The 13,792-nt window shown below is 74.3% G+C and carries 7 protein-coding genes; 6 read left to right on the top strand and 1 reads right to left on the bottom strand.

The genetic code is table 11. From position 1 onward, the window contains the following. Positions 1-145 precede the first annotated feature (145 nt). Together guaB and ACI2LW_RS02435 are read left to right on the top strand one after the other, a co-directional pair. The gene (gene guaB, locus ACI2LW_RS02440) at positions 146-1,648 is read left to right on the top strand and encodes an IMP dehydrogenase (RefSeq protein WP_404729248.1); all 1,503 of its coding nucleotides are present in this window, start codon (positions 146-148) and stop codon (positions 1,646-1,648) included. A 128-nt stretch (positions 1,649-1,776) separates the two neighbouring features. Then, positions 1,777-2,901 carry a GuaB3 family IMP dehydrogenase-related protein gene (locus ACI2LW_RS02435; protein ID WP_404729247.1) on the top strand — a complete coding sequence of 375 codons (1,125 nt, stop codon included), beginning with the start codon at positions 1,777-1,779 and terminating at the stop codon, positions 2,899-2,901. Positions 2,902-3,045: 144 nt separating this feature from the next. On the opposite strand, the gene ACI2LW_RS02430 is transcribed toward ACI2LW_RS02435, so the two are convergent. Further along, positions 3,046-4,254, bottom strand: a complete 1,209-nt coding sequence (locus ACI2LW_RS02430; RefSeq protein WP_404729246.1) for a nucleotide sugar dehydrogenase — start codon at positions 4,252-4,254, stop codon at positions 3,046-3,048. 293 nt (positions 4,255-4,547) lie between these two features. Between ACI2LW_RS02430 and ACI2LW_RS02425 the strand changes: the two genes are divergently transcribed. The 4 genes from ACI2LW_RS02425 to ACI2LW_RS02410 all read left to right on the top strand — a co-directional run bounded on the left by ACI2LW_RS02425 (position 4,548) and on the right by ACI2LW_RS02410 (position 13,716). After that, the gene (locus ACI2LW_RS02425) at positions 4,548-6,254 is read left to right on the top strand and encodes a glycerol-3-phosphate dehydrogenase/oxidase (RefSeq protein ID WP_404729245.1); all 1,707 of its coding nucleotides are present in this window, start codon (positions 4,548-4,550) and stop codon (positions 6,252-6,254) included. A gap of 213 nt (positions 6,255-6,467) precedes the next feature. Continuing rightward, entirely contained in the window at positions 6,468-8,696 is a 2,229-nt protein-coding gene (locus ACI2LW_RS02420; protein ID WP_404729244.1) for a serine/threonine-protein kinase, read from the top strand. 152 nt (positions 8,697-8,848) lie between these two features. After that, positions 8,849-11,797, top strand: a complete 2,949-nt coding sequence (locus ACI2LW_RS02415) for a protein kinase (RefSeq protein ID WP_404729243.1) — start codon at positions 8,849-8,851, stop codon at positions 11,795-11,797. 245 nt (positions 11,798-12,042) lie between these two features. Continuing rightward, a complete protein-coding gene (locus ACI2LW_RS02410; RefSeq protein ID WP_404729505.1) occupies positions 12,043-13,716 on the top strand; it encodes a protein kinase in 1,674 nt (557 codons plus the stop codon). The last annotated feature ends 76 nt before the right edge of the window (positions 13,717-13,792 follow it).

The following is a 13,792-nucleotide window of genomic DNA, read 5'->3' as shown; positions in this document are numbered from 1 at the left end:
GGTCCCACGCCCGGTTGAACGGGCCGCACGCCGTTTCCGTACGAACCTACGAAGCCCAGGGTCGCCGCCGATCGTGGAATGAGACACCTCCGCTTCCCGTTAGCATGGACATCCGCACCGATCAAGGCCATTTGGGGAAGGTGTCATGACTGCCAACGTCGACGGAGTGCCCGAGAAATTCGCGACACTCGGGCTGACCTACGACGACGTGCTGCTCCTGCCGGGCGCATCCGAGGTGCTGCCCAACGCGGTCGACACCTCGTCCCGCATCTCCCGCAACGTCCGGGTCAACATCCCGCTGCTGTCCGCGGCGATGGACAAGGTGACCGAGTCCCGCATGGCGATCGCCATGGCCCGTCTGGGCGGCGTGGGCGTGCTGCACCGCAATCTGTCGATCGAGGACCAGGTGAACCAGGTCGACCTGGTCAAGCGGTCCGAGTCCGGCATGGTCACCGACCCGATCACGGTGCACCCGGAGGCGACGCTCGCCGAGGCCGACGCGCTGTGCGCCAAGTTCCGCATCAGCGGCGTCCCGGTCACGGACCCGGCCGGCAAGCTGCTCGGCATCGTCACCAACCGCGACATGGCCTTCGAGCCCGACCGCTCCCGCCGGGTCAGCGAGGTCATGACGCCGATGCCGCTGGTCACCGGCAAGGTCGGCATCTCCGGCGTGGACGCCATGCAACTGCTGCGCCGCCACAAGATCGAGAAGCTGCCCCTGGTCGACGACGCGGGCATCCTCAAGGGCCTGATCACGGTCAAGGACTTCGTCAAGGCCGAGCAGTACCCGAACGCGGCCAAGGACGCCGAGGGCCGGCTGCTCGTCGGCGCCGCGGTGGGCGCCAGCCCCGAGGCCCTGGAGCGCGCCCAGGCGCTCGCCGAGGCGGGAGTGGACTTCCTGGTCGTCGACACCTCGCACGGCCACAACAGCAACGCCCTGAGCTGGATGTCGAAGATCAAGTCGAGCGTCTCCGTCGACGTGATCGGCGGCAACGTCGCCACCCGCGACGGCGCGCAGGCCCTGATCGACGCCGGTGTGGACGGCATCAAGGTGGGCGTCGGCCCCGGTTCGATCTGCACCACGCGCGTGGTCGCCGGCATCGGCGTCCCGCAGGTCACCGCCATCTACGAGGCCTCCCTCGCGGCCCGCCCGGCCGGTGTCCCGCTGATCGGCGACGGCGGCCTGCAGTACTCCGGCGACATCGGCAAGGCGCTGGCCGCCGGCGCGGACACGGTCATGCTGGGCAGCCTCCTCGCGGGCTGCGAGGAGTCGCCCGGCGAGCTGCTCTTCATCAACGGCAAGCAGTTCAAGTCGTACCGCGGCATGGGCTCGCTCGGCGCGATGCAGTCCCGCGGCCAGGCGAGGTCGTACTCCAAGGACCGCTACTTCCAGGCCGAGGTCGCCTCCGACGACAAGCTCGTGCCCGAGGGCGTCGAGGGCCAGGTGCCCTACCGCGGCCCGCTGGCCAACGTGCTGCACCAGCTCGTCGGCGGCCTGCGGCAGACCATGGGCTACGTGGGCGCGGCCACCATCGAGGAGATGGAGTCCAAGGGCCGCTTCGTCCGGATCACCTCGGCGGGCCTGAAGGAGAGCCACCCGCACGACATCCAGATGACGGTCGAGGCGCCGAACTACAGCAGCAAGTGACGCGCACGCGCGCGTAGCGCGCGGCGGAGCACGTCCCAGGGCGGCCCCGGAACGGTCCGGGGCCGCCCTCGGCATGGGTGTCGGCGATACTGGAAGACGCCGCAACGCATCAGGGAAAGGCCACAGACGTGACGGAGATCGAAATCGGGCGCGGCAAGCGCGGCCGCCGGGCGTACGCCTTCGACGACATCGCGGTCGTCCCCAGCCGCCGTACGCGGGACCCGAAGGAGGTCTCGATCGCCTGGCAGATCGACGCCTACCGCTTCGAGCTGCCCTTCCTGGCCGCTCCCATGGACTCGGTCGTCTCCCCGGCCACCGCCATCCGCATCGGCGAGCTCGGCGGCCTGGGCGTGCTCAACCTCGAGGGCCTGTGGACCCGGTACGAGGACCCGCAGCCGCTGCTCGACGAGATCGCCGAGCTGCCCACCGAGGCCGCCACCCGCCGCCTCCAGGAGGTCTACGCGGCCCCCATCAAGGAGGAGCTGATCGGCGCGCGCATCAAGGAGGTGCGCGAGTCCGGCGTGGTCACCGCCGCCGCGCTCTCGCCGCAGCGCACCGCGCAGTTCTCCAAGGCGGTCGTGGACGCGGGCGTGGACATCTTCGTCATCCGCGGTACGACGGTCTCCGCCGAGCACGTGTCGTCCTCGCACGAGCCGCTGAACCTCAAGCAGTTCATCTACGAACTCGACGTCCCGGTCATCGTCGGCGGCTGCGCCACCTACACCGCGGCCCTGCACCTGATGCGCACCGGCGCGGCCGGCGTGCTGGTCGGGTTCGGCGGCGGCGCCGCGCACACCACGCGCAACGTGCTGGGCATCCAGGTGCCGATGGCCACCGCGGTCGCCGACGTGGCCGCGGCCCGCCGTGACTACATGGACGAGTCCGGCGGCCGGTACGTGCACGTGATCGCGGACGGCGGCGTCGGCTGGTCCGGCGACCTGCCCAAGGCGATCGCCTGCGGCGCGGACGCGGTGATGATGGGCTCCCCGCTGGCCCGTGCCACGGACGCGCCCGGAAAGGGCCACCACTGGGGCATGGAGGCCGTCAACGGGGAGCTGCCGCGCGGCCGGAAGGTCGACCTCGGCACGGTCGGCACCATCGAGGAGGTCCTCACCGGCCCCTCCCACACCCCCGACGGCTCGATGAACTTCTTCGGCGCGCTGCGCCGCGCGATGGCCACCACGGGCTACAGCGAGCTCAAGGAGTTCCAGCGGGTCGAGGTGACGGTGGCGGACGCCCAGCACAAGCGGTAGCCGCCCGGCGCTCACCCAGGGGCCCGGCCACTCGCGAAGGCGAGCGGCCGGGCCCTTTGGCGTTTCGCAAACCCGCCTCGTAAGGTACCCGCGCCGCGCTTCCGGTGCCACCAGTCCCGGCCCCGGCGCTCCCGCGCGCCCCCGTCACAGCCGATGCGCCGCCCCTGTGGGTGCCGCGCCGCGGGTGTCGAGGAGGAGCTGGGCCTTCACCGACAGGCCCTGCAGGTCGTACGTGCGGTGGTGCTGGAGCAGGATGGTCAGGTCGGCGTCGGCCACCGCCTCGTACAGGGAGTCCGCGCGCGGCACGGGACGGTCCAGGACGCTCCAGGCGGGCACGAGCGGGTCGTGGTAGCTGACGGAGGCGCCCAGGCCCATCAACCGGACGGCGATCTCCTCGGCGGGGGTGCCCTCCAGGTCCGCGAGGTCGGGTTTGTAGGTGACGCCGAGCAGCAGCACGCGGGCCGCCCGGGCCGACTTGCCGTGCTCGTTGAGCAGGGTCGCGGCGCGCTGCACGACGTAGCGGGGCATGCGGCTGTTGACCTGCTGGGCCAGTTCCACCATGCGCAGTCCGTGGCTCCTGGGGCCGGAGAGGTCCTGGCCGAGGCCGTGGCCGCCGACGCCGGGTCCGGGGCGGAACGCCTGGAAGCCGAACGGCTTGGTCTCGGCGCAGCGCACCACGTCCCACAGGTCGACGCCCAGGTCGTGGCAGAGCACGGCCATCTCGTTGACCAGGGCGATGTTGACGTGCCGGTAGTTGGTCTCCAGCAGCTGGACCGTCTCGGCCTCCCGCAGTCCCCGTGCGCGGACCACCTTGTCGGTGATCCGGCCGTAGAAGGCGGCGGCCGACTCGGTGCAGGCCGGGGTCAGACCGCCGATCACCTTGGGCGTGTTGGCCGGGGTGAACTCGCGGTTGCCGGGGTCGACGCGGCTGGGCGAGTAGGCGAGGTGGAAGTCGCGGCCCGCGCGCAGGCCCGAGCCCTTCTCCAGCAGCGGGAGCAGGAAGTCCTCCGTGGTGCCGGGATGCACGGGGGACTCCAGGATCACGGTGGTGTGCGGGCGCAGCCGCTCGGCCAGGGCGCGGGCGGCGGCCTCGACCTGGCCGAGGTCGAGGCCGCCGTCGGCGCCGCGCGGGGTCGGCGCGCAGATCACCGCCGTGCGCACCCGGCCGAGCTCGGCCGGGCTGGTGGCCGGCCGGAAGCCCCCCGAGAGCATCCGGCGCAGTTCGGCGGGGCTGAGGGAGCCGGACTCGTCGCCGGTCCGGTACCCGAGGGTGGGAATGCCGGCGGCGACGGCGGCCTGCGCCAGGGGCAGGCCGTAAGGACCGAGTCCGATGACGGCGAGATCTGCGGGCATGGCGTGGGCCGTCCTTCCCAATAACCGAGGCATGGCAGGCACGCAAGTCCTGTGGACAGGACGAGCGAGTTGCAATGTCAGACTAGGAGTAAATATGACCGTTTTGTGGGATTGACCAGCGTGTTTCTCGGTCAACCGGGAGGAGTTGTCCACAGGCTGGGGGCGACTGGTGGCTGAAGGCGGGCAAGCCGGTCAGAATTTGGGCATGGGACGGATGAGGGGGGACAGGGGAGGGACGAGAACGGGCTTCGCCCGACGGGTGCGGCCGGTGCGACCGACAGCGGGAGGCAGCGGTGAGGACAGCGACACTGGGGCCGGCGCAGCGCGCCGAGTCACTGGCGGGAATGGCCGAGCGTGAGCTGGACATCCTGGTCGTGGGCGGCGGCGTGGTCGGCGCGGGCACGGCCCTGGACGCCGTCACGCGCGGTCTGACCACCGGGATCGTCGAGGCCCGCGACTGGGCGTCGGGCACGTCGAGCCGCTCCAGCAAGCTGATACACGGCGGGCTGCGCTATCTGGAGATGCTCGACTTCGCACTCGTGCGGGAGGCCCTCAAGGAACGGGGGCTGCTGCTGGAGCGCATCGCACCCCACCTGGTCAGGCCGGTGCCGTTCCTCTACCCGTTGCGGCACAAGGGCTGGGAGCGGTTGTACGCCGGTGCGGGCGTCGCCCTCTACGACCTCATGGCGATGGCCCGCGGGCACGGCCGGGGCCTGCCCCTGCACCGCCATCTGACCCGCCGTCACGCCCTGCGCGTCGCCCCCTGCCTGAGGAAGGACGCCCTGGTCGGCGCCCTTCAGTACTACGACGCCCAGATGGACGACGCCCGCTTCGTGGCCACCCTGGTGCGCACCGCCGTGTCGTACGGGGCGAAGGCCGCCAACCGGGCCCGGGTCACCGGCTTCCTGCGCGAGGGCGAGCGCGTGGTCGGCGCGCGGGTGCGGGACGTCGAGGGCGGCGGCGAGTACGAGGTCCGGGCCAGGCAGGTCGTCAACGCCACCGGCGTGTGGACCGACGACACCCAGGCGATGGTGGGCGAGCGCGGCCAGTTCCACGTCCGGGCGTCCAAGGGCATCCACCTCGTCGTCCCCAAGGACCGCATCAACTCCACCACCGGGCTGATCCTGCGCACCGAGAAGTCCGTGCTGTTCGTCATCCCCTGGGGCCGGCACTGGATCGTCGGCACCACCGACACCGAATGGGACCTGGACAAGGCCCACCCGGCCGCCTCCAGCGCCGACATCGACTACCTGCTGGAGCACGTCAACTCGGTGCTCGCGGTCCCGCTCACCCGCGACGACGTGGAGGGCGTGTACGCGGGACTCAGGCCGCTGCTGGCCGGCGAGTCCGACGCCACCAGCAAGCTGTCGCGCGAGCACACCGTGGCCCATCCGGTGCCGGGCCTGGTGGTCGTCGCGGGCGGCAAGTACACCACGTACCGGGTGATGGCCAAGGATGCCGTCGACGAGGCGGTGCACGGCCTGGACATGCGGGTCGCCGACTGCGTCACCGAGGACATACCGCTGTACGGCGCCGAGGGCTACCGGGCGCTGTGGAACGCGCGGGCGCGCATCGCCGTCGACACCGGCCTGCACGTGGTGCGCGTGGAACACCTGCTGAACCGGTACGGCTCGGCGACCCAGGAGATCCTCGCCCTCATCGCCGCCGACCCCGCCCTGGCGGCGCCCCTTCCGGCGGCCGACGACTACCTGCGCGCGGAGATCGTGTACGCCGCCTCGCACGAGGGCGCCCGGCACCTGGACGACGTGCTCACCCGCCGCACCCGCATATCCATAGAGACCTTCGACCGGGGCACGCTCAGCGCCCGGGACGCCGCCGAGCTGATGGCGCCGGTGCTGGGCTGGGACAAGGACCAGATCGAGCGCGAGGTCGAGCACTACGACAAGCGCGTCGAGGCCGAGCGGGAGTCGCAGCGCCAGCCCGACGACCTGACCGCCGACGCGGCCCGGCTGGGCGCGCCGGACATCGTGCCCTTGTAACAGTCCCGGATCCCGGGACCGGACCGTTAAGGGAGGATGTGTCCCGGAGCGTCGGCCGCCGTCGCCGCGCGTTTGTCACGGCCCGTCATGCCGCCGCACGCAGCGCGTCGTTCACTCCCGGCGCGTACGTCCCCAGGGGCACCCTGGGCGTCGAGCACTTGTCGCGTGAGGGACAATGGAGCCTCTGTCAGGGCGGGTTGCATGAGGGGACGCATGTCGGAGGCGGAGCGGGCGGGGACATCCCGTCAGGACACTCGTCAGGACACTCTCCGGGACCGGAGCGAGCGTCTTCTCGCCGGGCGCTACCGGTTGGGGGACGTGCTCGGCCGCGGTGGCATGGGCACGGTGTGGCGGGCGGAGGACGAAACCCTCGGCCGCACGGTCGCCGTCAAGGAGCTGCGCTTCCCGTCGAACATCGACGAGGACGAGAAGCGCCGCCTGATCACGCGCACCCTGCGCGAGGCCAAGGCGATCGCGCGGATCCGCAACACCAGCGCGGTGACCGTGTTCGACGTGGTCGACGAGGACGACCGCCCGTGGATCGTCATGGAGCTCGTCGAGGGCAAGTCCCTCGCCGAGGTCATCCGTGAGGACGGCGTGCTGGAGCCGAGGCGGGCGGCCGAGGTCGGGCTCGCGGTCCTCGACGTGCTGCGCTCGGCCCACCGCCAGGGCATCCTCCACCGCGACGTGAAGCCGTCCAACGTGCTCATCGCCGAGGACGGCCGCGTCGTGCTCACCGACTTCGGCATCGCCCAGGTCGAGGGCGACCCGTCCATCACCTCGACCGGCATGCTCGTCGGCGCCCCCTCCTACATCTCGCCGGAGCGGGCCCGCGGCCACAAGCCCGGCCCGGCGGCCGACCTGTGGTCCCTCGGCGGCCTGCTGTACGCCTCCGTCGAGGGCGCCCCGCCGTACGACAAGGGGTCGGCGATCGCCACCCTCACCGCCGTGATGACCGAACCGCTGGAGGAGCCGAAGAACGCCGGCCCGCTCCGGGACGTCATCTACGGCCTGCTCAACAAGGACCCGGACAAGCGGCTCGACGACGCGGGCGCCCGCGCGATGCTCGACGCCGTCGTCCACGCGCCCGCGCCGAAGCAGGGCGAGCCGGAGCCGCCGGCCGACGCGACCAGGGTCGTCCCGCTGCCCGCGCAGCCCGACGCGCCCGGGGGCAAGGGCGGTGCGCCGGGCCCCAGGAAGGGCGAGGAGGCCGCCGAGCGGCTGCGCGGGGCGCTGCGCTCGGTGCGCAGGGCCGCCGTGGCGGCGGGCGCGGCCACCTCGGCGGTCGCGGCGCGCACCAGGACCTCGGGCGGCAAAACCGGTTCGCTGCCGGCGTCCGCCGGCCCGGCGAGCACCGCCGCCACTGCGTCCTCCGCGACGTCCGCGCCCTCCGTGCCGCCGCCGGCCGGTGAGCGGCCCTCGACGACGGCCGACCGGAAGCAGGACGGTGCCGGCGGCACCGGGAGCGCGGCGCCCGCCGCGCCGGGCACCTCCGGTGCCGGGACGGCCGGGACCGGCACCACCGGCACCACCCGCACCACCGGGACCGGTACGGGTACGGGTGCGAAGGGCGGCCGGACCGGTTCCGGCTGGCCCGTGGTGCCGCCGCCGGACCTGGACCTGCCGCCGCGGCCCGTGCCCAGGGCGCCGCTCACCGACGTGGTGCCCCGGCGCACCCTGGTGATCATCGCGGTGGTCGTGGTGCTCGCCGTGCTCGGCACCGTCCTCGCCCTGACGCTCGGCGGGGACGACAAGGGCGCGAAGAACGGCGGCGGTTCCGGCCGTGGCGCCGCCACCGCCGGGCCGTCCGCGAGCGCCTCGACGAAGGAGGACACCTCCGCGGGCGGCGCCACCGGAGGCAAGCAGACCGGCTCCCAGGGCGCGGCGGCGGGTCCGGGCGGCGCGCCCGCCCAGGGCGGCGGCACCGGCGAGGAGGGCGACGACTCCGGCTCCGGCCCGGGTTCCGGCTCCGGCTCCGGTTCGGACTCCGGTTCCGGTTCCGGGGACGACGGCGCGGCCACGACGTACCGGAGCGCCCAGGGGTTCACCATCGGGCTGCCCAAGGGCTGGAAGTACGCGAGCACCGACGACGCCGGGGTGCGCTTCACCGGACCCCAGGGCCAGAAACTGCTGGTCGCCTGGACCTCCACGCCCAAGGGCGACCCGGTCGCCGACTGGCGCAACCAGGAGAACTACATGGTCCGCTCGCAGTACCACCGCATCCGCATAGAGAAGGTGGACTACCGCGGCTGGAACGCGGCCGACTGGGAGTTCACCTACGTCGACGGCGGGACCAAGTACCGCACCGTCGACCGGGGCTTCGTGGTCAACGGCCACCTCGGATACGCCCTGATGTACACCGCGCGGGCCGACGACTGGGACAGCGACCTGCGCAGGAACACCTGGCGGACGCTGACGAAGACCTTCCGGCCGAAGTCCTGACCCGGGGCCGTCCCGGTTTGAAGCACCAGATCTCGCATCCCCTCTTTGCGGGTTGCCTCCGGCACGTATCGTGAGTGGTTGCGGACCGTAAGCATCGGGAACGGGACGCGTGGCGAACGGATTTGACCGACCGTGCGGCCGGGGGAGGCAACGTGGACGACTATGCGGGGCGGGTCCTCGCCGACCGCTACCGCCTGCCGCTGCCGCCCTCCGACGAGTACGAACTCACCGAGAGCCGCGCCTTCGACACCTACAGCGGGCAGGAAGTCCTGGTCCGCCAGGTGCCGTTGCCGGAGGTCGTCGAGGCCGAGGTGCTCGACGCGGACGGGCTGCCCGAGGGCTTCACCGCGCGGGACGGCTCCGCCCGCCGGGCCCCGGCCCGCACGGGACCGGCGGGGTACGGGCAGACCGCGTACGGGCGGACGGGGCGGCCGGCGCGCGGGGACCGTGCGGCGGCGACCCGGCGGCCCTCCGACCCGGCGGTGCGGCGGGCGCTCGAGGCCGCCCAGGCCGCCGCGCGCATCCCCGACCACCCGCGCCTCGACCAGGTCTTCGACGTGTTCGCGGAGGGCGGTTCGCTGTGGATCGTCAGCGAACTCGTCGCCGCACGGCCCCTGGCGGCGCTGCTCGCCGAGAAGCCGCTGACGCCGTACCGGGCGGCCGAGGTCGCCTCCGACCTCCTCATGGCCCTGCGGGTGCTGCACGCCCACGGCTGGGTGCACCGCAACCTCACCCCCCGCACCGTCCTCGTCTGCGACGACGGCCGGGTGATGCTCACGGGCCTCGCGGTCGGCGCCGCCGAGGAGGCGCTGTGCGGATACGACCCGGTGCCAGCGCCGGACGGCACCGCAACCGGCACCGCAACCGGCACCGCAATCGGCGCGGGTGAGCCCGGTACCGGAACCGGTGCGGGCGAGCCCGGGGCCGGCCGGGCGCCGGAGGGTCCCGGTGGCGGCCCGGCCGCAGGCCTGTATGAGGGCCGGGGCGGGCCCGACAACGGCCGGGCCGGCCTCGGCGGCGTCGGGAGCGGTCCCGGGGGCGGCCTCACCGGCGGGTCCGGGCTCGCGCTGGGCGCGGGCGGTCCCGTGGGCGCCGGACGGGCCCCCGAAGACCCCGAGGCCGCACGGCGGGCCGCGATCGAGGCCCGGGCGGCCGGGGCGCTGCCCCTGCCCGGCACCGCGCCCGGCGCGGCGGACCCGGCCGGGGCGCCGGGAACCCCGGGAAGGCCGGGGGCGCCCGCGCCGCGCACCCCGGCCGCCGGAGAGGACATCAGGGCCGCGCGCGCCGGGGCCATCGCCGCCTACCGTGCGGGCGCGCGGGCGGCTGCCCGGGTGCAGGAGGCCCAGCAGGGCGCGCGCGCCGCGCTGCCCGGCGCCCGGCCGCCCGCCGAGGACGGCGACCCCTTCGAGGGCACCGGCGAGCGGCCGTACGGCGTGGTGGCCGGCCGGGAGCAGCGGCCCGGCAGCCGGCCTCCCGGACAGATCGCCGACCCCTACGGCGTCGGCACCGGCCCGTGGAACGGCACCACCGCCGACGGAGCGCCCCGCTCCGCGGGCGGTGCCGCCGGCAACGGAACGGGCAACGCGGGCGCGCGGCCCAGGGCACTTCCGGCGGGCGGCCACGGCCTCACCCCCGCCGTCGGCCCCGCCCCCACGCCCCCTTACGACCCGGCGCCCGGCCCGGGACCGTTCCCCGGATCAGCCCCCGGACCCGCCTCCGGATCCGCCCCCGGACCCACCCCCGGATCCACCCCCGGGTCCGTGTCCCCCGCCCGCTGGGACGACCTCGCCGCCGGTGCGGCCCCGCGGCGGGGACCCGCCACCGCGCTGGCCGCCGAGCGGGCGCGCCAGGCCCGGATGACCGTGGTGGGGCCGGTGACCGAGCGGTGGGCGCCCGAGCAGGCCGGACCCGTGCACGACAACTGGCAGCTGGCCGCGCCCATCGGCCCCGCCACCGACCTGTGGGCGCTGGGCGCGCTGCTGTTCCGGGCCGTGCAGGGGCACGCGCCCTACCCGGAGGAGTCGACGGCCGAGCTGGTGCAGATGGTGTGCGCCGAGCCGCCCGCCTTCGCGGAGGAGTGCGGGCCGCTGCGGCCGGTCGTGGAGTCGCTGCTGCGTCAGGATCCCACCGAGCGCCCGGACTTCGAGGAACTGAGCGGCTGGCTGCGCTCACTGGTGCGGTCCGCGCCCGAGCCGGAGGCCGGCGCGCACGTGGTCGCCGCCCCGCCCGCCGACCCCAGCCGGCTGCCGATCGTGCGCCGCCGCGGCGAGCTGGTACGCAGACGGCGCGCCGGGCTGCCCGCGCCGCACGGACGGCACAAGCGGGCCCGGCGGCAGACCCGTTCGCCGCGCAGCCTGGGCCGCACCCTGCTGCTGCTCGTCCTGCTCCTGCTGGCCGCGGCGGTGGCGTACGCCGTGCTCTTCATGCCCAAGTCGGACGCCCGCGGCGGCGGCCCGGGCGGCGACCGCACGAGAACCGCCGGCGAGGCCGGCCCGGCCCCGGCCGAGCCGGGCGGCGACTCCGGCCGGGCGAGCGGCACGCCCGGCAGCGGCGACGGCACGCCCGGCGCCGGACACGGCACGCCCGGCAGCGGCGACGCCCCCACGGCACCGGGCGGTACGGCCGGTTCGGCCGGGACGCAGAGCACCGGTTCCGGCTTCGCCCTGCGCACGGACTCCGCCGGCTTCCAGGTCGCGGTGGCCAAGGGCTGGACCCGCACCCCGCCCAACGACCGGCGCCAGGTGGTGTACTCCCACGGCGACTTCGAGCTGCTCGTGGTGGTCGGACGGGACGGCGCCGGCGCGTTCGGCGGCGACCCGATGGTCTACCAGCGGGAGAAGGAGGCCGAGTTGCAGGGCTACCGCGACTCCAGCTGGGCGACCTCCTCCGGTCTGAGAACCATCCAGGTGGGCGGACGCACCATGGCCGAGGGGCAGTTCACCTGGACCGACGCGTCCGGACGGCGGCTGTTCGTGCGCAATCTGGCCGTCCTGATCGGCGGCCGCTACCACGTGGTGCAGGTACGGGGACCGGAGGCGCAGCGCGACGAGGTGAGCCGGGTGTTCGAGCAGGCCTCGGCGACGTACCGCTACACCGGCTGAACGCGGGGCGGATCAGGGCCGTAACTCCGGCTGAACAGGGGCAGGACTTTGGCGGAAAACCGGCTGGACGCCGGCTGGACACAGGCCGGGCCCCGGCCGGGTCCCCGCGCGTCCCCTGGTTGCCGCCTGTCACGGAAAGCGACAACCGTCACAGTGCGGTCTCCGTGGGACCCCGCCGGTTCCCTGCGAGGGGGCCGGTCCTTACTCTGACCCTGTCAAGACCATTGCGGGGAAACGTGAATCAGATGCAGGGCCTGCTCCTCGCGGGCCGCTACCGGCTCGTCGACGCCATCGGCAGCGGTGGCATGGGCCGGGTGTGGCGCGCACACGACGAGGTGCTGCACCGCGCCGTGGCCATCAAGGAGTTGACCGCCGCGCTCTACGTGTCCGAGAGCGAGCAGCCGGTCCTCTTGGCGCGCACCCGGGCCGAGGCCCGCGCGGCGGCGCGCATCAACCACTCGGCCGTCGTCACCGTCCACGACGTGCTCGAACACGACGGCCGCCCCTGGATCGTGATGGAGCTGGTCGAGGGGCAGTCGCTGGCCGACGCGGTCAAGGAGCGCGGCCGGGTGGAGCCCGCGGAGGCCGCCCGGATCGGCCTGTGGGTGCTGCGCGCCCTGCGCGCGGCGCACGCCGCCGGGGTGCTGCACCGCGACGTCAAGCCCGGCAACGTCCTGCTCGGCCAGGACGGCCGGGTCCTGCTCACCGACTTCGGCATAGCCCAGATAGAGGGCGACACGACCATCACCCGCACCGGTGAGGTCGTCGGCTCGGTCGACTACCTGGCCCCCGAGCGCGTCCGCGGCCACGACCCGGGCCCCGCCTCCGACCTGTGGGCGCTCGGCGCCACCCTCTACACGGCGGTCGAGGGCCTCTCGCCGTTCCGCCGGACCTCGCCGCTGAGCACCATGCAGGCGGTCGTCGACGAGGAACCCCGCGACCCGCGGTACGCCGGCCCGCTCGCCCCGGTCATCACCGCGCTGCTGCGCAAGGACCCGGCCACCCGCCCGGACGCCTCCGCCGCCGAGCACATGCTCGCCGAGGCCGCGGAGGGGCGCCGCCCGGCCACCGCCCAGGCGTACGTGCCCACCCAGCGGCACCCCGGCCACCCGGACACCGCCGGCCGGCCCGGCCCGGGGACGGCGGCCACCGCGCAGTACCAGCCGGTGACCACGCCCACGACGGTCGGACCGGTGCCCGGGCACCCCGCCCCCCACGGCCACGCCGGCACCGCGGCCCCGCCCCGGCGGCGCGGGCTGCGCACCCTCGCGCTCGTGGTGGTGCTCGCCGCGCTCATCGGCGGCGGCACCGCGGTGGTGCTGCAGAAGTGGGACGGGCGCGGCCGGCCGGACGCCGGCGCGTCCTCGTCCGCGTCGGCGTCCACCTCGGCCCCGGCCTCGCCCACGCCCCGCCCGTCCGCCTCGGGCAGCGCCGAACCGGCGGGCGACCTGCCGGACGGGTGGGTGCGCGTGAACGACCCGTACGGCTTCAGCGTCGCCCTGCCCGGCGCCGACTGGAAGCGCCAGGAGTCCGGCCCGGCCCTGCACCAGGTCGACTACACCCCCGACGGCGGCAAGCACTTCCTGCGCATCGCGGTCGACGACTCGCCCGACTTCCCGACCGCGCACGACCACCAGCTCGACCTCGAGGAGCAGTTGGGCCGGCTGGCCGACTACCGCAGGGTGACCCTCGAGGCCAACACCTTCCGCGACCGGGCCGGCTCCCTGTGGGAGTACACCTGGAGGGCGCTGGCCAAGGACACCCCGTTCCCCGGGCCGCGGCACGCGATCGAGGAGACGTACCGCTCCCGCGAGGGCACCGAGTACGCGATCTACATGTCGTCGCCGGAGAAGGACTGGGCCACCACGCAGCGGCAGTTCACGTCGGTGCTGCAGAGCTGGCGGCCCGAGTCCGGCTGACGTCCCCCAACGGGCGCGACGGCGAGCACCCCGCCGGACGGGGAGTCCCCCGTGCGCGTGCTTGGCCGGTCGGCGC

Origin of the sequence: Streptomyces sp. NPDC004065, from assembly GCF_044903565.1 — a bacterium.
GTDB lineage: Bacteria > Actinomycetota > Actinomycetes > Streptomycetales > Streptomycetaceae > Streptomyces.
The sequence above is the reverse complement of the archived record's forward strand: the minus strand, read 5'-3'. Positions and strand labels throughout refer to the sequence as shown.